Genomic DNA, 20609 nt, shown 5'->3' with positions numbered 1-20609 from the left:
CGATTAAAATAAATGTTGGCCATAATAGACGATTAAACGTGCTTCGGCAAAACTGGAAACCAGGAGAAAGAGCAGGCCGAAGATGAACACTTCCTTTGTATCACCGGCCAACCGCGGCCACGCCCAAAATCTCCCCTCTTTTTTCCAGGCGCCGTCCGTAAAGGAGCTGGTCTGCAGCCAGGTCCAGTCCACCGTGGAGGCCAAGAGTAAAGCGTAGGAAAACCAGACCCAGATCCCGAAACGGAGGAAAGTAACCAGTGCCCCCACCCGGACTAAACCTTGCGCCGGATAGGGGTAGGAATTGGTCCCCACCACCAGTCCGGTGAGGAACGAATAAAACAAAAAGTAGAACAGGGCTAAAGAAAACCGGCCCACCTTGAAACGGTTCAAGAAGAGAACAAACAAGAGCGCAAAGAAGAAATAATGAGCAAAGACTTTCACCGTCACGAACAGAACATTTCCCCAGGTTCCAAAGGATTCCTCCGTACTGATCTCCCACTTGAAGAGTTTGAAGGTTTCGCCCAGGCGGTCGGCCCACCACGTCCCGATTGTCTCCGAACCTTTAACCCCGAAGATCTTGTCCACCAGCCAGGTATTTTTCAGAAAACCTTCCGGGAGCAAAAAGTAGCCGATTACCCACGCCACGACAAAAAGAAGTAGGCCGCAAAGGAGATAACCGCCGACTCTGCGATAAACATCCTCACTGAAAACTAACTTGCCAAGGAAACCAAGGGGATGTTTTTGCGCTTTACTTTGAGCATTGTTTGCCAATTTCAAATTAACCTCCTTCTCTTACTGGAATCCCTTTCGCTCCTTCGTTGCACTACTGCGTGATAACGAAGGGGCCAAGGGTTAGGTTCCCTTTTTCCCTGCCAACCGGTTGTTTTTTTTTTGGATGATTTCTATTCATAATGGGGATTAGAACGAAAACAGGCGAGCGGTTTCCTTTAAACTATTCTTAATTCTATAAATATAACTAACCCAACACAAATTATACAACAACCGCATCGCAATCACAAGGAAATAATGGAATTTTACTTGTCGATGCCGACGGCCCTCCGCCTCTTCGCTCCGGCCGGCCACCCGCCACCGCTTTTTAAACCGATTTTAACAGTACCAACCCTAAAGACAAGGGGTTCTTGTCTTGACAGCTTTCCGTAAATTTGTTACTCTAAGTATCGGGATTAAGCGTTTTACTTTTCACAATTGAATAAGCCACTCGTATAATCTCAGGAATATGGCCTGAAAGTTTCTACCAGATAACCGTAAATTATCTGACTACGGGGGAAAGTGCGCCTAGGGTTCCGCCGCGCAGCGGGCAGGTCCAAGTGGCGCAGGCACTTTGTGCTACACCGAAGGGATAAAAGCCCAGCCGGGTAGGTTTCACTCCACTGACCTACTTGGCTGGGCTTTTAGTTATTAGCCCTGCCGCGCAACGAAGCGCCGGCCAGATTTAAGAGATAATGGTTGGTCAAAAGGTTATCATACACAATAGTAAGAAAACCGAGAAATCAAGGAGGGGCTGGAATGGGAGAAAAACCTGTGGTTGGTATTGTCATGGGCAGTGATTCCGATTTACCGGTAATGAGCACGGCCGCCGCGGTGCTGGAAGAATTCGGGGTGGCTTACGAAATCACGGTGATCTCGGCCCACCGTACCCCGGACCGGGCGGAAACCTACGCCAAAAGCGCGGCCGACCGCGGCCTACGGGTGATCATTGCCGGCGCGGGTGGTGCCGCCCATTTGGCCGGGGTGATTGCCGCTTATACCGAGCTTCCGGTGATTGGCGTGCCGGTGCTTGGTAAGGCCTTGGACGGTGCCGACGCCCTTTATTCCATGGTCCAGATGCCGCCGGGGATTCCCGTGGCAACCGTGGCGATCAACGGCGCGAAAAACGCCGGCCTCCTGGCGGTGGAGATTCTAGGGGTCGCCGACGAAACTTTCCGCCGGAAAATCCAAGAGTACAAACGAAAACTCGCCCAGGAGGTCGAGGCCAAAGCCGCCCGGTTGGAAACCATCGGGTGGCGGGCGTACCTGGCGGAGAAGGATAAAAAATAAATTCCCATCAATACCGGTGAAACAGCCAATAAATACCGAGGTGAGAAGGGATGATTGAACGTTACAGCCGGCCGGAGATGGCGGCCATTTGGACACTGGAAAACAAGTTCCGGAAATGGCTGGAGATCGAGATCTACGCCTGCGAAGCCTGGGCGGAGCTGGGCGTGATCCCCAAAGCAGCGGTGGAACGAATCCGGGCGAACGCCACCTTTTCCGTGGAGCGGATTTTAGAGCTGGAAGCGGTAACCCGCCACGATGTGGTCGCCTTTACCCGCTGTGTGGCGGAGAGCCTGGGGGATGAATCGAAGTACCTCCACTACGGGCTCACCTCCTCCGACGTGGTGGATACGGCTTTGGCCGCCCTCATGACGGAAGCCGCCGATCTCCTCCTGGCCGACATGAAAAGACTGATCGCCGCCTTGACCGAAAAGGCCCGGGCGCACAAATATACTTTGATGATGGGGCGGACCCACGGCGTGCACGCCGAACCCACCACTTTCGGCTTGAAGATGGCTCTTTATGTGGCCGAGTTCCAGCGGAACCTGGACAGGCTGGAGCGGGCCCGGGCGACCATCGCTTACGGCAAAATCTCCGGAGCGGTGGGCACCTTTGCCAACATCCCGCCCTTTGTGGAAGAGTATGTCTGTAACAAACTGGGGCTGAAGCCGGCTCCCATCTCCACCCAGATCCTGCAGCGGGACCGGCATGCCGAGTTCATGACCACCCTGGCCATTGCCGCCGGGACCTTGGACAAGCTGGCCACTGAGATCCGCGGCCTCCAGAAAACCGAAACCCGCGAAGTGGAAGAGCCCTTTTACACCGGGCAGAAGGGTTCGTCGGCCATGCCCCATAAACGCAACCCGGTGAGCTGTGAACAGATCAGCGGCCTCGCCCGGGTGGTCCGGGCCAACGCCATGGCCGCGCTGGAAAACATGGCCTTATGGCACGAGCGGGACATCTCCCACTCCTCGGTGGAACGGGTGATCATCCCGGACAGCACACTCCTTCTGAATTATATGTTGAACAGTATGACCCGGATCATCACCGATCTCCATGTCTACCCCGAAAACATGCGGCGGAACATGGAACGCAGCCTGGGATTGACCTATTCCCAGCGGGTCCTCCTCACGCTGATCAATAAAGGCCTGAAACGGGAGGCCGCCTACGACTTGGTCCAAAAGCATGCCATGCGGGCCTGGGCGGAACAAATCCCGTTTTTATCTTTGCTCAGCGCCGATCCGGAGGTCACCGCCGTTCTCAGCCCGGAAGAACTGACCGCCTGTTTTGATCCGGGTTACCATTTGGCGCACATTGATGAGATCTTCGCCCGCGTGGGTATTTAACGCACAGAAAAAGTTACGGAAAGGAGTTGGTGCCCCATCGAGAAAAAAGCTTTGCTCTATGAAGGAAAGGCCAAACGGATTTACGCCACCGACGATCCGGATCTCCTGATTGCGGAGTACAAGGATGACGCTACGGCCTTTAACGGCCTAAAAAAAGGGGTAATTGCCAATAAGGGGATCCTCAACAACAAAATCTCCGCTTTCTTCTTCACCTTACTGGCGCAGTCCGGCGTGGAAAGCCATTTCGTCAAGCTGCTTTCCGACCGGGAGATGTTGATTAAGCGGGCGGAGATCATCAAAGTGGAACTAGTCGTGCGGAATATCGCCGCCGGCAGCCTCGCTAAACGCCTGGGGCTGGAGGAAGGGTGGGTTCTCCCCCGCCCGGTAGTGGAATTCTACTACAAGGACGATGCCTTGGGCGACCCCTTCATCAATGAAGACCACATCGCCGTCTTGGGGCTGGCCACGGCGGAACAGGTCAAGTTCATGGCCGCCCAGGCCCTGATGATTAACGAAATCCTCACCGCTCACCTGAAAACCTGCAACGTGATTCTGGTCGACTACAAACTGGAGTTTGGGCTCCACCACGGCAAGGTCCTGCTCGCGGATGAAATTTCTCCTGATACCTGCCGTTTCTGGGAGGCAACCACCAAGGAGAAACTGGACAAAGACCGTTTCCGCCGCGATCTGGGCGGGGTCGAAGCGGCCTACCAAGAGATTTATAAAAGACTAACAGGAGGCGAACAGTAATGTGGCGTGCCGAAATTAAAGTCTTGCTCAAAAAGAGCGTCCTGGATCCCCAAGGCCGGGCGGTGGAAAAGGCTTTGGCTTCTCTGGGTTACAACAATGTCAACCGGGTGCGGATCGGCAAGTATTTGGAAGTAACCGTCGCCACCCCCGACCGGGCTGCCGCGGAAGCCCAGGTCCGGGAGATGTGCGCCCGTTTGCTGACCAACCCGGTAATCGAGGATTACACCTTTACCCTGGTGGAGGTAGAAGCATGAAATTCGGCGTGATTGTCTTCCCCGGCTCCAACTGTGATCTGGACGCCTATCATCTGGTCCGCGATGTCCTGGGCGCCCCGGTCGAGTATATCTGGCACGCGGAACAAACGGTCGCCGGTTTTGACTGCCTGATTTTGCCCGGCGGTTTCTCCTACGGTGACTACCTCCGCTGCGGCGCCATCGCCCGTTTCTCCCCGGTGATGCCGGCGGTGGTCGATTTTGCCCGCCGCGGCGGGCTGGTGCTGGGGATTTGCAACGGTTTTCAGATCCTGACCGAGGCCGGGCTCTTGCCGGGCGCCCTTTACGCCAACACCAGCCTGCAATTCCGCTGCCGCGACACCATCCTCCGGGTGGAAAACAACGACACTCCCTTCACCCGGGGACTTTCCCCGGGCCAGCTCCTTTCCATCCCCATCGCCCACGGCGAAGGCAACTATTATGTGGACCCCGCCACGCTGGAACGGATGGAAGCCAAGGGGCAGATTGTCTTCCGCTACGCCGACCGGGACGGCCGGATCACCCCCGACGCCAACCCCAACGGCTCGGTGGGGAACATCGCCGGGGTCTGCAACGAGACACGGAATGTTTTAGGGATGATGCCCCACCCGGAACGGGCCGGCGAGGCCCTGCTCGGCTCCACCGACGGGCTTTTGCTTTTTAAATCGATTCTTGAATATTGGGAGGGTTGCCGATGAAACCGGAAGACTGGCGCAGGATTGGCCTCCGTGACAATGAGTATGAGATGATTCTCCGTATTTTAGGCCGGGAACCGAACCAGGTGGAACTGGGCATGTTCGGGGTCATGTGGTCAGAACATTGCGCTTACAAACACTCCAAGGCGGTCCTAAAGACCTTCCCCACCACCGGACCGCGGGTGCTGCAAGGTCCCGGCGAAAACGCCGGCATTGTCGAGATCGGGGACGGCCTGGCTGTCTGTTTTAAAATCGAATCCCACAACCACCCCTCGGCCATCGAACCCTACCAAGGGGCGGCCACCGGGGTGGGCGGAATTATCCGGGATATTTTTACCATGGGCGCGCGGCCCATCGCCCTCCTTGACTCCCTCCGCTTCGGGACCCTGGATGACCCCAGAGTCCGCTATCTCTTCAGCGGGGTGGTGGCCGGGATCGCCGGGTACGGCAATTGCATCGGCATCCCGACCGTCGCGGGCGAAGTCTACTTTGACCCCTGTTATCAGGGAAACCCCCTGGTCTGCGTCATGTGTGTCGGGCTGATCGAAAAGGATAAGATCCGTTTGGGGAAAGCCACCGGCGTCGGCAACCTGGTGATTCTGGCCGGCGCCCCCACCGGTCGCGACGGGATGCACGGCGCCAGCTTTGCCTCGGAAGAATTGAGCGAAGCCTCGGAGGAAAAACGCCCAGCCGTGCAGGTCGGCGACCCCTTCATGGAAAAACTCCTCCTCGAGGCCTGCCTGGAGTTGATCGAAAGCGGTGACCTGGAGGGGATCCAAGACTTGGGCGCCGCCGGTCTGACCTGCGCCGTTTCCGAAATGGCCAGCCGCGGCGGAACGGGGATGGAGATTGAACTGGCCAAGGTGCCCTGCCGCGAAGAAGGGATGACCCCCTACGAAATTATGATCGCCGAATCCCAGGAACGGATGCTGATGGTGGTCACGCCGGAAAAAGAAGCAAGGGTACACGCCGTCTTTCAGCGGTGGGGACTGACCTCCACCACCATCGGCCGGGTCACCGCCGACGGTTTACTCCGCATCAAGATGCACGGTCAAGTGGTGGCCGAGGTGCCCGCCCGCAGTTTGGCCGAGGACAGCCCCGTCTATTACCCGGCCTCCGCCAAACCGGCCTATCTGGAGCAGACCGCCGCGTTAGACCTTGCCGCCATCCCCCAGCCGGCGGACTTCGCCCAGGTGCTCCTGAAACTCCTGGCTACGCCCAACCTGGCCAGCAAGGAAGGGGTTTGGCAGCAGTATGACTATATGGTCCGCACCTCCACCGTGGTCCGGCCCGGGTCGGACGCGGCCGTCCTCCGCATCCGGGGGACCCAAAAAGCCCTGGCCATGACCACCGATTGCAATGCCCGCTATGTTTACCTTGATCCTTACGTCGGCGGCCAAATCGCCGTGGCCGAAGCCGCCCGCAATGTGGTTTGCAGCGGCGCCGAACCCCTCGCCATCACCGACTGCCTCTGTTTCGGCAATCCAGAGAAACCCGAAATTTTCTGGCAATTCCGCCAGGCGGTGGAGGGGATCAGCGCGGCCTGCCGCAGCTTGGAAACGCCCGTGACCGGCGGCAACGTCTCCTTTTACAATGAAACGAAAGGGGAGGCCATCTACCCCACCCCCGTCATCGGGATGGTCGGTCTTTTGCCCGATGTCACCAAAGTTTGCACCCTCTCTTTCAAGGCCGCCGGGGACCTCATTGTCCTCCTGGGAGAGAGCTTTGATGAACTGGGCGGCAGTGAATATCTGGCCGTGATCCACGGCCGCGTGCAGGGAAAACCGCCGGCTTTGGACCTGGCGAAGGAAAAAGCCCTCCACCGGGTGGTGCTGGCCGCCATCAGGCAGGGACTGGTCCATTCCGCCCATGACCTGGCTGAAGGTGGACTGGCGGTGGCGGTCGCCGAATGTCTCTTCGCCCAGGAGATCGGGTCCCGGCTTGAGCTGGCCACTAACGGGCTCCGCCTGGACAGCCTCCTCTTCGGGGAATCCCAGTCCCGGGTGGTGCTGTCCCTGCCCCCGGACAGCCTCCCGGCCCTCCAGGAACTGGCCGCCAGGGAAGGAGTTCCCTGCCAGGTAATTGGCCGGACCGGCGGGGACCGGTTCCAAATTTACGTCGATGGCGCAAAGCTTGTGGACCTGCCGGTCGCCCAATTAAAGTCCGTTTGGCAGGGGGCGATTCAATGTTAAGTTACACCGATCCGCGCAAGGCGGATAAAATGACGGAAGAATGCGGTGTTTTCGGCCTTTACGCTCCTGGCAGCCCGGTGGCCCGCCTCACCTACTACGGTCTCTATGCCCTCCAGCACCGGGGACAGGAAAGTGCGGGCATTGCCGTGGCCGACGGTGAAACGATCACCGGGGAAAAAGGGATGGGCCTCGTGGCGGATGTTTTCCCCGACACCGGTAAGCTGGACCAGATGAAAGGCGATCTGGCCGTGGGACATGTCCGCTATTCCACTTGCGGCGCCAGCGCACCGGTTAATGCCCAACCCCTTGTGGTCCGGTACCGTAACGGAGCGCTGGCCATTGCCCACAACGGGAATTTGATCAACGGCCGCCTCCTCCGGCAGCAGTTGGAAGCGGAAGGTTCCATCTTTCAGACCACCACCGACAGTGAGATCATTGCCCATCTGGTGGCCCGTTCCGGGGAGAAAGAGCTGACGGCGGCACTCAAAAAAACCTTGCCGCAATTGGAAGGGGCCTATGCCTTTATCCTGATGACGCCGGATCAACTAATCGGGATCCGCGATCCCCATGGCATTCGCCCCTTATCCCTGGGGAAAACCGCCAGCGGCTACGTCCTGGCCTCCGAAACCTGTGCCTTTGACCTCATCGGGGCCCAATTCCTCCAGGACCTGAAGCCGGGGGAAATGGTGATCATCGACCGGCATGGATTACGTTTCGAGCGGTTTGCCCCGCCGGCAGAACCTGCCATGTGTATCTTTGAATTCATCTATTTCGCCCGGCCCGACAGTAACTTGCTCGGCAAGAACGTCCACCTGGTCCGGAAGCGGATGGGCCGGCGACTGGCCCGGGAACATCCGGTTACCGCCGACCTGGTCACCGGGGTGCCCGATTCCTCCCTCTCCGTCGCCTCCGGGGTGGCGGAAGAGCTTGGTCTCCCCTTGGAGATGGGCTTCGTCAAAAACCGTTACATTGGCCGTACCTTCATCCAACCCTCCCCGGAAATGCGCGCCCTGGGCGTCCAGCTCAAGTTGAATCCGGTCCGGCAGATCGTGGCCGGAAAACGGGTCGTCATGGTGGACGATTCGATTGTCCGGGGAACCACTTCCCTCCGGATTGTGGAAATGCTGCGGAAAGCCGGGGCCAAAGAAGTCCATGTCCTGATCAGTTCCCCGCCGGTCATTGCCCCTTGCTACTACGGACTGGACATCTCTTCTTCGTCGGAGCTGATTGCCGCCCGGATGAGCATTCCGGAGATCACCCGGGAGATTGGTGCCGATTCCCTCGGCTTTTTAAGTGAAGAAGGCCTGCTGGCCGCGGTGGATCTCCCGGAGGAAGGCTTTTGCCGGGCCTGCTTCAACGGCTGTTACCTGGTAAAACCCCCGGAGGACCGGGAGGCGCCCAATTGGTCCGGTGCACAAAAGAACAGGAGGTGTCAGAGCGTTGGGCTACACCTATAAAGAGGCCGGGGTCGACATCGACGCCGGCAACGAGGCGGTGCGCCTCATGAAAAAACACGTGCGGACGACCTACCGGCCGGAGGTTTTGACCGAGATCGGCAGCTTTGGCGGGCTCTTTGCTTTAAGCAAAAATTACCGGGATCCGGTTTTGGTCTCCGGCACCGACGGGGTCGGGACCAAACTGAAGATTGCCTTTCTGATGGATAAACATGATACCGTCGGCCAGGACGCCGTGGCGATGTGTGTAAACGACATTATTGTCCACGGCGCCGAACCGCTCTTTTTCCTGGATTACCTGGCCGTCGGCAAACTCGATCCGGAGCAGGTGGCGGTGATCGTCAGCGGCATCGCCGCGGGTTGCCGCCAAGCAGGCTGTGCCCTGATCGGGGGAGAAACCGCCGAAATGCCCGGCTTTTATCCCGTTGGCGAATACGACCTGGCCGGCTTTGCCGTCGGGGTGGTGGAACGGAACAAAATTGTCGACGGGCGCCAGGTCAAAGCCGGTGACGTGGTGATTGGCCTCCCCTCCACCGGCCTGCACAGCAACGGCTATTCCCTGGCCCGCAAAGTGCTCCTGGAGAAAGCGGCCTACCGCCCCGACACTTACCTGCCGGAGCTGGGCAAAACCCTGGGGGAGGAACTCCTGACCCCGACCAAAATTTATGTGAAATCCATTCTCCACCTGCTGTCCCAGGTCCAAGTCGGGGGCATGGCCCATATCACCGGCGGCGGTCTACCGGAGAACCTCCCCCGCTCACTCCCGCCGGGTCTAGGCGTCCAACTGAAGAAAGACGCCTGGACGGTGCCGCCCGTCTTTACTTTAATCCAAAAACTGGGCGCGGTCCCGGAAGCGGAGATGTACCGCACCTTCAACATGGGCATCGGGTTTGCCTGCCTCATCGCGCCGGAGGAAGCCGAAAAGGCCTGTGCGTTGCTGGCCGAAACCGGCGAACACCCGCTGATCATCGGCCAAGTGGTCAACGGTGCCGGCGTTCGCCTGGAATAACCGGCACAAGGAGGTTCGAGGATGAAAAGGATTGCGGTTTTAGTCTCCGGCAACGGCAGCAACTTGGAGGCCATCATCAACGCCATCAACACGGGCCGGATCACCAACGCCAAGATCGTCGTGGTGGTCAGTGACAAGGAGGAGGCCTATGCGCTGGTCCGGGCAGAAAAACACAAGATCCCCAGCCACGTCTTTCGCCGTCAAGACTATCCTTCCCGCGAAGCCTATGACCGCGCCATGATCGCCTTCCTGCAGGAAAAACAGGTTGACCTGGTGGTGATGGCGGGCTTTATGCGTTTGGTCACGCCCGAGTTTGTCGCCGCTTTTCGCCACCGGATTATGAATATCCACCCCTCCCTCTTACCTGCTTTCCCCGGTACCCGCGGCGTCGCCGACGCCTTGGCCTACGGGGTTAAAGTGACCGGCTGTACCGTCCATTTTGTCGATGAAGGGATGGACACGGGGCCGATCATTCTACAGGAAGCCATCCCCGTCCGGCCGGATGATACTGTCGAAAGCTTGCAAGCACGGATTCACACCCTTGAACACCGTCTTTATCCGCAGGCCATTGACCTGTGGGTTCGGGGAAAGATCAAAATCATTGGAAGAAGGTGTTTCATCGATGAGCAAGAAACTGGCCTTGCTTAGCGTCTCGGATAAAACGGGTCTGGTGGAGTTTGCCCGCGGCTTGGTGGCGCAAGGATATACCCTTGTCTCCACCGGCGGTACCCAGCGGACACTGGCCGAAGCGGGGCTCCCGGTGCAGAGCGTCTCCGAATTGACCGGTTTTCCCGAGATTCTTGACGGCCGGGTCAAGACCCTCCATCCCAAGATCCACGGGGGCCTGCTCGCCCGCCGCGAGCTGGAAAAGCACCGCCGCCAGATGGCAGAGCACGGCATTCTCCCCATTGACCTGGTCGTCGTCAACCTCTATCCCTTTGCCGCCACCGTCGCCAAAGCCGGGGTGACCCTCGAAGAAGCCATCGAAAATATCGACATTGGCGGGCCGACCATGGTCCGGGCCGCCGCCAAAAACTACCGCCATGTCGCCATCGTCGTTAATCCCGCCCGCTACCAGGCAATCCTGGCGGAATTGGCGGAGAAAGGCACCATCAGCGAAGAGACCCGGTTTGCCCTGGCCGTGGAGGCCTTTAACCATACCGCCTATTATGATGCGATGATCGCCCGGTGGCTGGCGCAGCAGACCCAAAGTGCGCCCCTGTTCCCGGCGACCCTGGTTCTCCCCTTCGAAAAGGCCGAAGAACTCCGTTACGGAGAGAATCCCCAGCAACAGGCGGCTTTTTACCGCGAACCACAGGCCAAACCGGGAACGGTGGCTACCGGCAAGCAATTACACGGCAAAGCCCTGTCCTTTAATAACCTGAACGATCTAAATGCCGCCTGGGAACTGGTCCTCGAGTTCGACGAACCGGCCGCCGCGGCCGTCAAGCATACCAACCCTTGTGGCGTTGCCATCGGCGAGGACCTTTATTCCGCTTTTCTCCGCGCCTACGAAAGCGACCCGGTCTCCATCTTCGGCGGCATCGTAGCGGTCAACCGTCCCCTGGACGGGCGTACCGCGGAAAAACTGGCGGAGATTTTTCTTGAGGTCATCGTCGCCCCGGCCTATAGCGCCGAAGCCCTCGCCATCCTGACCCGGAAAAAGAATCTGCGCCTGTTGGAGATCCCCTTACCGGAGAAACGGGAGACCATCGACCTGAAAAAGGTCTCCGGCGGCCTGCTCCTGCAAACCCTGGATACATCAACAATCAGTGCGGAAGGCTGGCGGACGGTGACCACGAAAGAACCCACCCCCGCACAGTTGGCGGACATGGTCTTCGGGATGAAAGTGGTGAAACATGTGAAGTCCAACGCCATTGTCCTGGTGAAAAACGGACAGACCATCGGGATCGGGGCCGGACAGATGAACCGGGTGGGGGCCGCCCAGATCGCCATTAACCAAGCCGGAGCCAAAGCGGCCGGCAGTGTCCTCGCCTCTGATGCGTTCTTTCCCTTCCGGGACACGGTTGACGTCGCCGCCGCGGCGGGCGTGGCCGCCATTGTGCAACCGGGCGGTTCGGTCAAGGACGAGGATTCAATCGCCGCCTGCAATGAACAGGGCCTGGCCATGGTCTTTACCGGCACCCGTTATTTTAAACACTGAAAAGAACTGGTGCGGAACTGTTTAAATTCCCTTGGAAATAAAAAAACTCCCTGGCAGGGACGGAACAACGCCGCGTGTTCGTGCAGAGGAAGGAGGAGAAAGATGCGGGTTTTAATTGTGGGCAGCGGGGGACGGGAGCATGCGCTGGCCTGGAAGATTAAACAGAGCCCGCTGGTGCGTGAAATTTTCTGTGCCCCCGGCAACGCCGGGATCGCCCACCTTGCCCGGTGCGTCCCGCTTGCCGCTGATGATATCGAAGCGCTGTTGGGTTTCGCCCGTGAGCGCCGGATCGACCTGACAGTGGTGGGGCCGGAAGCGCCCCTCGCCGCCGGGATTGTCGACCGTTTTCAAGCGGAGGGCCTGGCCATCTTCGGCCCCGTCAAAGCCGCCGCCCAGTTGGAAGCCAGTAAGGTCTTTGCCAAACAATTGATGGCCAAATACCGGATTCCAACGGCCGAAAGCCGGACCTTTACCACCGCGGAAGAAGCTTGCGCTTACATCCGGGAAAAAGGGGCCCCGCTTGTAATCAAAGCTGATGGACTGGCCGCCGGAAAAGGGGTGGTCGTCGCCGCCACCGTCGGCGAAGCCGAAGCCGCGGTCCGCCGGATGCTGGTCGACCAGGAGTTTGGGGCGGCCGGCCGCCAGATCGTCATTGAAGAGTATCTGCGCGGTGAAGAACTGACGTTATTGGCGTTTACCGACGGGACAACGATTGTCCCCATGGTGGCAGCGCAAGACCATAAAGCGGTCTATGACAATGACACCGGCCCCAACACCGGCGGGATGGGGGCCTATTCGCCGGTGCCCCTCCTCACCCCGGAACTGCAACAACAGATCGAAACGGAGATCTTACGCCCCACCATCAACGGCCTGCGCCAAGAAGGCATTGTTTACCAGGGTGTACTCTATGCCGGGCTGATGATTACGGCGGATGGGCCCAAAGTCCTGGAGTACAACGCCCGGTTTGGCGACCCGGAATGCCAGGTCATTCTGCCCCGCCTGCAAAGCGACCTCATTCCGATCATCCAGGCCATCATCGACCGGCGCCTGACGGAGCAAACCATCACCTGGCATGATCACCATACGGCTTGTGTGGTCATGACTTCCGGCGGTTACCCGGGGCCATATGCCACCGGGAAACGGATCACCGGTCTGGAGCAGGTCGCCGCCATGCCTGACGTTTATGTTTTTCACGCCGGGACGGCATTCCAAGGCGAAGACTTGGTCACGGCCGGCGGGCGGGTACTCGCCGTCACCGCCTGGGGGAAGACCCGCCAGGACGCCTTGGATAAAGCCTACCAAGCCGTCCGCACCATCCATTTCGACGGCGCCCACTACCGGACCGACATCGGACGGCGCGGTAGCCGCCTGACCTGAACGGCACCAGAAAGCACTCTACACCCGCTCCGGCTTTACCGTCCCCAAAAGAGCGCACAGACCAAAACCGGTAGTAAAGCCAAGCACAAAAGCCAAGTAAAGGCCAGGCAGGAGCATGCCGAACCTATCGGAGCTTGCCGGAACCACCGGTGGGGGCCAGAATACCTACAAGCAAAATTAAACGTGCCCAAAGGGCACGCTTTTTTCATCTTTCATTTTTTATATCGATACGCCAGGTCGCGTTAATTTTAAAGCCATATTAGAGTATTTTCTAATTAGTTCGTTCGTTAGTCTGCTCGTTAGTCCGCCCGTTGGCCCGCTCGCTCAGCGCCCGCATAATGCTCTCCGTCAGGCCCAAACCCGGATTCTGCGCCAACTCCTTGGCGAGGTACTCCGCAAACATGCCGCGGAAAAAATCACCCTGGACGCCCTGACCGAACAGGCCGGTATTACCCTGCATCACTTCCACCATCTTTTGAAGGAGGATGGCCTCAAATTCCCGGCACTTTTCCCGCAAGCGCTGCTCTTCATCGCTGGCCGCCGGTTGCGCCGTCCTGGCCGGCGGCGAAGTTTTCATGGCCGTCTGTCTTGTCTGGACCGTTTGCAAATCGATCTTCATCGCCTTTTCCCCTCTCAAACCCATCCCGCTTACCGGATCTCCAGAACGCCATACAAAGCCCCGGCCTGGTCGATGGCAATAATCAGATTGATGATATCCTGCGGGGTTGCCCCCACCGCATTTAAGGCCTGGACGATTTCGGCCAGGGAAGTCCCGGCGGGCAACGCCACCAGGGCACCGGGTTCGGCCGCCACTTCCAAGGACTCGTTGGTGGTGACCACCGTCTGACCGGCGGACAACGGGGACGGTTGGGACACCCTTTGCCCCGCGCTGATCCTTACTGTAATGTTGCCCCGGGTCACCGCCACCGGAGCAATGCGGACATTTTCATCAAAAACAATCGTCCCGGTCCGGGGGTTGACCACCACCCGTGCCGTCTGCTCTTGTGTGATCTGGATGTTTTCGATTGAAGCCACGAAACCCACCGGGTTCGACCGGTAAGCCTCGGGAATGGCCACCCGGACCTCCGCCTTGCTTTCGGCCACCGCCAGCTCCGCGCCCAAGTATGTGTTGATCGCCTGGGCCATCCGGCTGGCCGTCGAATAATCCGGGTTGGTCAGCACCCACCGTAAAGCATCACCCGGCCCCGCCTGCACCGGGACCGTATTCTCCACGATGGCTTGGACGAAACCAACCGTCGGCTGGTTCGTCGTCTGCCGGCTTCCCAGTCTGGTCTCGGCGGTGAAGCCGCCTACCACCACCGGCCCCTGGGCTACCGCATACACCCGCCCGTCAGCCCCCGTTAGGGGCGATTGCAGGAGAACTCCCCCCTGGAGACTTTTCGCGTCGCCAATGGAAGAGACGGTTACCTCCAACTCGTCCCCGTTCTGTTTATACATGGGCAAAGTGGCCGACAAGGCAACCGCAGCCACATTCCGGACCCGGATGTTCTCCCGGTCCACGGTAAAACCATGGTGAGCCAGGAAGTTCAGGACCATCTCCAGGGCAAAACCCTGGCTGCTGTCACCGGTCCCGTTCAAACCAACGACCAGACCAAACCCGGTCAACTGGTTCGGCCGGTCTTCGACCAGACGGGCCACGTCTTTGATCCGGACCGCCACGCCCCCCGCCTCTTGGGCCGAAGCGGCCGGGGCCAGAAGAAAGATGATAAGCAAGATCAACAAAAAGGGACAACAGGCCAACCAACACTGCCGCTTATTCCTTTGTCCCAAAATAATCACCTCACGTCCCCTAGAACAACCACTCAAAAGCACGGGTCAAGAGTCCTTTCTGGGTCGCATAATCATTCCCCACGTAGTCGATCTTCGCCTCGGCGACATAAGTGGAGAGGACCGTATTGTTCCGGCCCACATCTTCCGGCCGGACCACGCCGCTGAAAGTCAACCGTTGGAGATCGCGGTTGACCATGATCTCTTTCGAGCCTTCAAAACAGAGATTGCCGTTGGCATCGATCGCAACAATCCTCACGGTTAGCTGGGCTTTCAAACTTCCGGCCTTATTCGTCCCTGTCGCCCCGTCATAGGAGGTACTAACGGACCCTTTCAAGTAGGGAAGAAGGTCGGTCAGTAAGCCGGCTCCCGGTCCCACTACGATTGAGCTACCCTCATCGGAATTAACCCCCGTCTTGGAAGTAGCCTGGGACTGTTCCGAAATGACAATCGTCAGCAGATCGCCGACGCGGAATTCGCGCCGCGGTTTTATAAAATAGGAACCACTTTCCTCTGTCCACAATGAACTCGCTTCCACGCCAGCAGCGGCGAGAAGGAGGATCCCCACCAGAGAAAAGAGGACGATCCGTTTCATTTCAATTTCACCTCCACCAATCCGGGTCCCACCACCGTCGCCGTCAACCGGCGGTTACTGCTCAGGTTGGTCACGATAATCTCCTGATTCAACCAGCCATCCTCTTCCGCCTGCGCGGTCAGTTCCACCTGAATCGGCCCGGATTCAAGAATTAACCTTACTTTGCTTCCCTTCGTAATCAAAGGTTTTTCTTCCAAATCCCCGAGGAGCAGTACCCGCCCCGCGGGGAGATCACGGGTCACCCGGTATCGCCCGGCGGCCAGTTCTCCCAACCATTCGTGGCCGGTCGCCAGTTCCCGTACCTCCCGGCGCACCATCTCATCGGTGATCTCGGCGTGACGGTTTAGCGGTTGCGTGCTGACGTAAACCGGCGCCTCAATGGCCAAACGCACCGTCACGGGTACCGTGATAAAAACCGCTCCGTCCACCAAGATCCCCAAGCGAAAGGTGTTCACACCGGGTTTGGGCGGTGTACGGTCCCCTTCCAACCGGTAGGCAAGCTCGCCCCGGGGAACCCGTCGCTCCTGGAGACGGCCCGGTTCCAGTCGCCAGCCTGTCCACTCGGGAGCGGCTTGCGCCCCGATATACGCTTCAATGGCCGCCAGCATCTGCTCCGCCGTCACCAGCTGGCCGGCCCTGGTCACCGTGACTTTCGCCGGCATCTCTAGGGTATAGGTACCCGCCAGTCCCGACCGGTCCAGGATATAGACGACATTCGTCCGGTAAAGGGAAGCGGTTTCCCCAAAGCGCGGGGCCCGGCCCAGTTTGATCCGGCTGATCTTCTCCCGGAGGACGGGTTCCGCCTCAATCGTCGCCAGCTTCCCCAGTTCAAGCTCCTCCCCTTCCACCTCCACCGCGGGGGGGATGGTGATGACCGCTTGGGGACCGGCGGCCGCCACCGGCCTCATTCCGGCCGGGAGCAATATGCTAAGCAGCACCAAAAACCAGGCTTTTCTCATTTTACCGTCTGAGGTTATTTGCCGTCTGCAGCATTTCGTCGGCCGCCTGGATGGCTTTGGAGTTCACCTCGTAAGCCCGCTGGGCGACGATCAAATTGACCATCTCTTCCACCACTTTGACATTGGACATCTCGAGGTAACCCTGGGCAATGGTCCCAAAGCCTTCCATCCCGGCCGTTCCGTACTGGATCTCCCCGGAGGCAAGCGAAGGCCGGACAATGTTACGCCCGATATTAATCAGCCCTTCCGGGTTCAAAAAGCGCGCCAGTTCAATCTGGCCAATCTCTTGGGGCATTTCCTCCCCCGCCAGGATCACGCTGACCGTCCCGTCGGACCCCACAATGACATCAGTGGCATTTTCGGGGATCCAAAGCTCCGGCTGGAGGATATAGCCGTCATTATTGACAATCCGCCCTTCCCCATCGATTTTGAAATTGCCGTCCCGGGTGTAACCGATGGTTCCGTCGGGTAACAACAGTTGGAAAAAGCCGTCACCCTCGATCATCAGGTCAAGGGCATTGCCGGTCTGCATCACATCGCCCTGTTCATAGGATTTACTCGTCGAAATCAACCGTACCCCGTGGCCCACCTGCAATCCGGTGGGGTTCATGCTCCCCTGGGCGGTCGTGCTCCCGGCCGCCCGGATTGTTTGGTAGAGCAAATCCTGAAACTGGGCACGGGATTTTTTATAACCAACGGTGTTCACGTTCGCCAGGTTGTTCGAGATAATATCGATGTTGGTTTGCTGGGCAATCATTCCCGAACTGGCTGTCCAAAGTGCTCTAATCAATTTCCGTACCTCCCTGATTTCAATCTTCCAACCGTCTCGGTCATTCAACGGTTGTCCAGGGGACCTCCTTTAAAGGTCCAGCCCCCTCGCTTAAAGCCGCCCGATCTCATTGGCAATCTTACTCATAATTTCATCCGCGACGGCAATCACCTTCTGGTTGCTCTCATAAGCTCTGGTCACGGCGATCATCTTCGTCATCTCTTCAATCGCGTTCACATTGGAATTTTCGAGAGCGCCCTGTTCCACCACGGCCGTTTCCAGCCTTGTCCATTCGCCGTCGTAAAGGAAACGGTTGTGCCCCTGTTTCACCAAAAAAGCCTCGTTCTCGGGCATCACCACCAGCAAGCGGTCAACGACCTGGCCGTTGGACCGGATGACGCCGTCGGTACCGATCTCAACCGGCCCGTCCAAACGGATTGGCCCGTTCTCGCCTAAAACCAGATCACCGTCGTCGTTAACCAAATAGCCATCGGCGTTCCTGGTGAAGTGGCCGTTCCTGGTCAGTGCCTGGTTGACCCCGTTATCGACCACAAAGTATCCGGCCCCGATGATCGCCACGTCCAAGGGGTTTCCGGTGGTAAGGATACTCCCGGTGGCCAGATTGGTATAGAACTCATCCGTCTCGACCCCCAGCGGTGCGAACCCGATGGGCTGGACCGACCGGCGGTCAAGGGCATAGTAAAGCTCGGCATGGAAAGAGGCCCCAATCATGTCATCCTTCTTGTAACCAATCGTGTTAATGTTGGCTAGATTGTTGGCGATCGCATCCTGCCGGTTCAGTTCAAGGTTCATCCCGCTGGCCGCCGTATACAATCCTCTGAGCACTTTCTCACCTCCTTGTCCAGAAATTAAAAAAGGGCAGTGAGTCTCCCCGCTGCCCTTGTTGCCAATCGTTCGGTCTATGTATGGTATGGTTAAACGGAACGGCTCCCAACGACCAAGTTGGTTTTGTCTTTGTCGATGTTTTCTAAGATTTTGCCGGTTCCCAATACCACACAGGACAGAGGATCCTCTGCTAAATGTATCGGTATTCCGGTCTCTTCCTTTAATAGTTTTTCAAAACCATGCAGCAAAGCACCGCCGCCGGTGAGCACAATCCCCTTGTCCACAATGTCGGAGGCCAGTTCCGGAGGGGTCCGTTCCAAAACGGCTTTAATCCCGTCGATCACGCTATTGATCGGCTCGGCCATGGCTTGGAAGGATTCGGCGGAAGTAAAGGTGATCGTCCGCGGCAGTCCGGTGACCAGATCCCGGCCCCGGATCTCCATGCTTTTGCCTTCCCCCTCCGGATAGGCGGAACCAATCTGGATCTTGATCTCTTCCGCGCTCCGCTCGCCGATCATCAAGTTGTACATCTTTTTGATGTATTTAATAATGGCTTCGTCAAATTTGTCGCCGCCAATCCGCAGCGACTGGCTGACCACAATACCACCCAGGGAAATAATGGCGATATCCGTCGTCCCGCCGCCCATGTCGACAACCATATTCCCACTGGCTTCGTAAATGTCAATTCCAGCGCCGAGCGCCGCCGCCATCGGTTCCTCAACCAAATAGGTGTTCTTGGCGCCGGCTTGCATAGCCGCTTCAAGCACGGCCCGCTTTTCGACGCTGGTGACCCCGGAAGGGATACAGACAACCACTTGTGGCCGGAATAATCTTGGTTTCGGGCTGACCTTTTCGATAAAGTATTTGAGCATCGTCTCAGTCACGTCATAATCGGCGATGACGCCATCCTTCAGCGGCCGCACGGCCACGATGTTCCCGGGGGTACGACCAATCATGCGCCGGGCTTCTTCACCAACAGCCAGAATCTTTCCGGTCTCTTTATCTAAGGCCAGTACAGAAGGTTCCCGCACGACAATGCCTTTACCCCGTACATACACCAGAATGTTGGCCGTTCCAAGATCAATTCCGATATCACAAGAGAGATTCAACATGTCTGCGCCCCCCAACGGAGTAAATTATGCACAACGATATTTTCTATACTATTTTGGAATATCCTCCTTTTTTTTCCCCCTTTTCTAGCTTAGTCTGGTATTTCCGGCGGGTTGCTTCCCCGCCGCGGATATGGCGTTCCGCTTTGTTCTTCTCCAAAACACGCTTGACTTCCTTGGCCAAGATTTTATTAATACCAGGTAGGCGCTCGGTTACGTCCTTATGGACCGTACTTTTACTGACGCCGAAATGTCCGGCGGCCTGGCGAACGGTAGCTTTCTCCTTGACAATAAACCTACTCAGGTCAAGCACGCGCTGTTGAATATAGTCCTTCACTCCCCCACCCTCTCCCGTGATTTTTCACTAAATTATATGGGTGGAGGAGGAACAATATAACCTGGACCTTTTGGTCAACCGCCCGTTCCCGGCGCTATTGCTGGGTCAAATTTAAGACCGTCAACGGATCAACCGGGTTTTCCTGATGATAAAGGTTGAAATGGATGCCCGGGGCCGGGCCGCAACTGGTCCGTGCACTGTAACCCAAAAGCGCGCCCTGGCCTACTTGCTGTCCGGTAACAACCTGGATCCCGGTCAGCTGTCCGTACAAAGACTGCCAGCCTTGGCCGTGGTCAAGCACCACAACCGTGCCCAGGGCCGGATCGGTTTTGATCGCCCCCACCGTACCCGCCGCCGCGGCCACCACAGGCGTGCCGGGAGGAACGGCAAGGTCAACCCCGGAATGATAGCGCCACTCACCGGCTTTTTTCTCCCACCCGCTCCGCTTGGTTACTTTCCCGGCTACGGGTGGCGTCAGCTTTAAAGGATTGAAGACCGGCCCGGCTTCCGCTTCTGACGCGGTCTGGGCCGGATCGGCGGTCTTCATCTGGGCCTGGAGCGCGGCCAGTTCCGCTTGGAGCTCCCGGAGTAAAGTTTCATAATCGCCGGCCCCCGTTTCCGCCGAGACCGCCGGTTTTTCTTCGATGACCAAAGGCATGGGCGCAGCCGATGGACTGAGCCGGCGGCCGATTCCCCAGCCGACCGTGGTCAGGGCCAGAAAAGATAACGCCCCAACCAGAAACCGCTCGCGCACCACAAGCCGGGTCCAGCCCCGGCGGCTCAGCCGGAAGGTTTGAGCGAGGATCTGTTTCAACCGGGCCCAGCCCCGGGCCAAACGCCCGGACCAGCCCATTTTGAAGTCCAGTTTGCCTTGCTTTCCTGTGCTCATCGCGGTCACCTCAAAGGACAGTTT

21 protein-coding genes and 1 riboswitch are annotated in these 20609 nt (G+C 58.1%); of the genes, 11 read left to right on the top strand and 10 right to left on the bottom strand.

Features of this window, described 5'->3' with window-relative positions:
* Positions 1-3: 3 nt before the first annotated feature.
* Positions 4-771, bottom strand: a complete 768-nt coding sequence (locus G5B42_RS05635) for a hypothetical protein (RefSeq protein WP_181339472.1) — start codon at positions 769-771, stop codon at positions 4-6.
* 428 nt (positions 772-1199) lie between these two features.
* Positions 1200-1301, top strand: a riboswitch (purine riboswitch).
* Between the two features lie 226 nt (positions 1302-1527).
* On the opposite strand from G5B42_RS05635, the gene purE reads away from it, so the two are divergent.
* The 11 genes from purE (at position 1528) to purD (ending at position 13293) form a co-directional block, all read left to right on the top strand.
* Positions 1528-2058: a 5-(carboxyamino)imidazole ribonucleotide mutase gene (gene purE / locus G5B42_RS05630; protein ID WP_181339471.1), complete on the top strand. Its 531-nt coding sequence runs from the start codon at positions 1528-1530 to the stop codon at positions 2056-2058.
* 50 nt (positions 2059-2108) lie between these two features.
* The gene (purB, locus tag G5B42_RS05625) at positions 2109-3401 is read left to right on the top strand and encodes an adenylosuccinate lyase (protein WP_181339470.1); all 1293 of its coding nucleotides are present in this window, start codon (positions 2109-2111) and stop codon (positions 3399-3401) included.
* Between the two features lie 36 nt (positions 3402-3437).
* The gene (gene purC / locus G5B42_RS05620; RefSeq protein WP_181339526.1) at positions 3438-4151 is read left to right on the top strand and encodes a phosphoribosylaminoimidazolesuccinocarboxamide synthase; all 714 of its coding nucleotides are present in this window, start codon (positions 3438-3440) and stop codon (positions 4149-4151) included.
* The gene (gene purS / locus G5B42_RS05615) at positions 4151-4405 is read left to right on the top strand and encodes a phosphoribosylformylglycinamidine synthase subunit PurS (protein WP_181339469.1); all 255 of its coding nucleotides are present in this window, start codon (positions 4151-4153) and stop codon (positions 4403-4405) included. Before purC ends, purS begins: the two co-directional genes overlap by 1 nt.
* A complete protein-coding gene (gene purQ / locus G5B42_RS05610; RefSeq protein WP_181339468.1) occupies positions 4402-5100 on the top strand; it encodes a phosphoribosylformylglycinamidine synthase subunit PurQ in 699 nt (232 codons plus the stop codon). Before purS ends, purQ begins: the two co-directional genes overlap by 4 nt.
* A complete protein-coding gene (gene purL / locus G5B42_RS05605; protein WP_181339467.1) occupies positions 5097-7289 on the top strand; it encodes a phosphoribosylformylglycinamidine synthase subunit PurL in 2193 nt (730 codons plus the stop codon). Before purQ ends, purL begins: the two co-directional genes overlap by 4 nt.
* Positions 7283-8746, top strand: coding sequence for an amidophosphoribosyltransferase (purF, locus tag G5B42_RS05600; protein ID WP_181339466.1), 1464 nt, complete (start codon positions 7283-7285; stop codon positions 8744-8746). Before purL ends, purF begins: the two co-directional genes overlap by 7 nt.
* On the top strand, positions 8730-9752 hold the full coding sequence (gene purM, locus G5B42_RS05595) for a phosphoribosylformylglycinamidine cyclo-ligase (protein WP_181339465.1): 1023 nt from the start codon (positions 8730-8732) through the stop codon (positions 9750-9752). The genes purF and purM overlap by 17 nt, the downstream gene beginning before the upstream one ends.
* 21 nt (positions 9753-9773) lie before the next feature.
* Positions 9774-10400, top strand: a complete 627-nt coding sequence (gene purN / locus G5B42_RS05590) for a phosphoribosylglycinamide formyltransferase (RefSeq protein ID WP_181339464.1) — start codon at positions 9774-9776, stop codon at positions 10398-10400.
* The gene (gene purH / locus G5B42_RS05585; protein WP_181339463.1) at positions 10375-11916 is read left to right on the top strand and encodes a bifunctional phosphoribosylaminoimidazolecarboxamide formyltransferase/IMP cyclohydrolase; all 1542 of its coding nucleotides are present in this window, start codon (positions 10375-10377) and stop codon (positions 11914-11916) included. The genes purN and purH overlap by 26 nt, the downstream gene beginning before the upstream one ends.
* Before the next feature lie 102 nt (positions 11917-12018).
* Positions 12019-13293 (top strand): phosphoribosylamine--glycine ligase, encoded by a 1275-nt coding sequence (gene purD, locus G5B42_RS05580; RefSeq protein WP_181339462.1) that lies wholly within the window; start codon positions 12019-12021, stop codon positions 13291-13293.
* 271 nt (positions 13294-13564) lie between these two features.
* Here purD and G5B42_RS05575 read toward each other — a convergent pair whose 3' ends face one another.
* The 9 genes from G5B42_RS05575 to G5B42_RS05535 all read right to left on the bottom strand — a co-directional run bounded on the left by G5B42_RS05575 (position 13565) and on the right by G5B42_RS05535 (position 20585).
* Positions 13565-13912, bottom strand: coding sequence for a rod-binding protein (locus tag G5B42_RS05575; RefSeq protein WP_181339461.1), 348 nt, complete (start codon positions 13910-13912; stop codon positions 13565-13567).
* A gap of 29 nt (positions 13913-13941) precedes the next feature.
* Positions 13942-15093, bottom strand: coding sequence for a flagellar basal body P-ring protein FlgI (locus tag G5B42_RS05570; RefSeq protein WP_181339460.1), 1152 nt, complete (start codon positions 15091-15093; stop codon positions 13942-13944).
* A gap of 10 nt (positions 15094-15103) precedes the next feature.
* Positions 15104-15676: a flagellar basal body L-ring protein FlgH gene (locus G5B42_RS05565; RefSeq protein WP_181339459.1), complete on the bottom strand. Its 573-nt coding sequence runs from the start codon at positions 15674-15676 to the stop codon at positions 15104-15106.
* Complete coding sequence (flgA, locus tag G5B42_RS05560; RefSeq protein WP_181339458.1) at positions 15673-16635, bottom strand: flagellar basal body P-ring formation chaperone FlgA; 963 nt, start codon at positions 16633-16635, stop codon at positions 15673-15675. Before flgA ends, G5B42_RS05565 begins: the two co-directional genes overlap by 4 nt.
* A 1-nt stretch (position 16636) precedes the next feature.
* The gene (gene flgG, locus G5B42_RS05555; protein ID WP_181339457.1) at positions 16637-17425 is read right to left on the bottom strand and encodes a flagellar basal-body rod protein FlgG; all 789 of its coding nucleotides are present in this window, start codon (positions 17423-17425) and stop codon (positions 16637-16639) included.
* Between the two features lie 90 nt (positions 17426-17515).
* Positions 17516-18250 (bottom strand): flagellar hook-basal body protein, encoded by a 735-nt coding sequence (locus tag G5B42_RS05550; protein WP_181339456.1) that lies wholly within the window; start codon positions 18248-18250, stop codon positions 17516-17518.
* A gap of 89 nt (positions 18251-18339) precedes the next feature.
* Positions 18340-19362, bottom strand: a complete 1023-nt coding sequence (gene mreB, locus G5B42_RS05545) for a rod shape-determining protein (RefSeq protein ID WP_181339455.1) — start codon at positions 19360-19362, stop codon at positions 18340-18342.
* A 43-nt stretch (positions 19363-19405) separates the two neighbouring features.
* Positions 19406-19696, bottom strand: coding sequence for a sporulation transcriptional regulator SpoIIID (spoIIID, locus tag G5B42_RS05540; protein WP_181339454.1), 291 nt, complete (start codon positions 19694-19696; stop codon positions 19406-19408).
* Positions 19697-19790: 94 nt separating this feature from the next.
* Entirely contained in the window at positions 19791-20585 is a 795-nt protein-coding gene (locus tag G5B42_RS05535; protein WP_181339453.1) for a M23 family metallopeptidase, read from the bottom strand.
* Positions 20586-20609: the final 24 nt, after the last annotated feature.

The organism is Capillibacterium thermochitinicola, from assembly GCF_013664685.1.
Classification (GTDB): Bacteria; Bacillota; UBA4882; order UBA10575; family UBA10575; genus Capillibacterium; species Capillibacterium thermochitinicola.
Note: the sequence above shows the minus strand (reverse complement) of the source record. Positions and strands in the feature narration are given on the sequence as shown.

What these genes read in the sequence shown, in the direction of transcription:
- purE (WP_181339471.1), top strand. Translation starts at nt 1,528, where the DNA reads ATGGGAGAAAAACCTGTGGTTGGTATTGTCATGGGCAGTGATTCCGAT.
- purB (WP_181339470.1), top strand. Translation starts at nt 2,109, where the DNA reads ATGATTGAACGTTACAGCCGGCCGGAGATGGCGGCCATTTGGACACTG.
- purS (WP_181339469.1), top strand. Translation starts at nt 4,151, where the DNA reads ATGTGGCGTGCCGAAATTAAAGTCTTGCTCAAAAAGAGCGTCCTGGAT.
- purQ (WP_181339468.1), top strand. Translation starts at nt 4,402, where the DNA reads ATGAAATTCGGCGTGATTGTCTTCCCCGGCTCCAACTGTGATCTGGAC.
- purL (WP_181339467.1), top strand. Translation starts at nt 5,097, where the DNA reads ATGAAACCGGAAGACTGGCGCAGGATTGGCCTCCGTGACAATGAGTAT.
- purF (WP_181339466.1), top strand. Translation starts at nt 7,283, where the DNA reads ATGTTAAGTTACACCGATCCGCGCAAGGCGGATAAAATGACGGAAGAA.
- purN (WP_181339464.1), top strand. Translation starts at nt 9,774, where the DNA reads ATGAAAAGGATTGCGGTTTTAGTCTCCGGCAACGGCAGCAACTTGGAG.
- purH (WP_181339463.1), top strand. Translation starts at nt 10,375, where the DNA reads ATGAGCAAGAAACTGGCCTTGCTTAGCGTCTCGGATAAAACGGGTCTG.
- purD (WP_181339462.1), top strand. Translation starts at nt 12,019, where the DNA reads ATGCGGGTTTTAATTGTGGGCAGCGGGGGACGGGAGCATGCGCTGGCC.
- G5B42_RS05575 (WP_181339461.1), bottom strand. Translation starts at nt 13,912, where the DNA reads ATGAAGATCGATTTGCAAACGGTCCAGACAAGACAGACGGCCATGAAA.
- G5B42_RS05565 (WP_181339459.1), bottom strand. Translation starts at nt 15,676, where the DNA reads ATGAAACGGATCGTCCTCTTTTCTCTGGTGGGGATCCTCCTTCTCGCC.
- flgA (WP_181339458.1), bottom strand. Translation starts at nt 16,635, where the DNA reads ATGAGAAAAGCCTGGTTTTTGGTGCTGCTTAGCATATTGCTCCCGGCC.
- mreB (WP_181339455.1), bottom strand. Translation starts at nt 19,362, where the DNA reads ATGTTGAATCTCTCTTGTGATATCGGAATTGATCTTGGAACGGCCAAC.
- G5B42_RS05535 (WP_181339453.1), bottom strand. Translation starts at nt 20,585, where the DNA reads ATGAGCACAGGAAAGCAAGGCAAACTGGACTTCAAAATGGGCTGGTCC.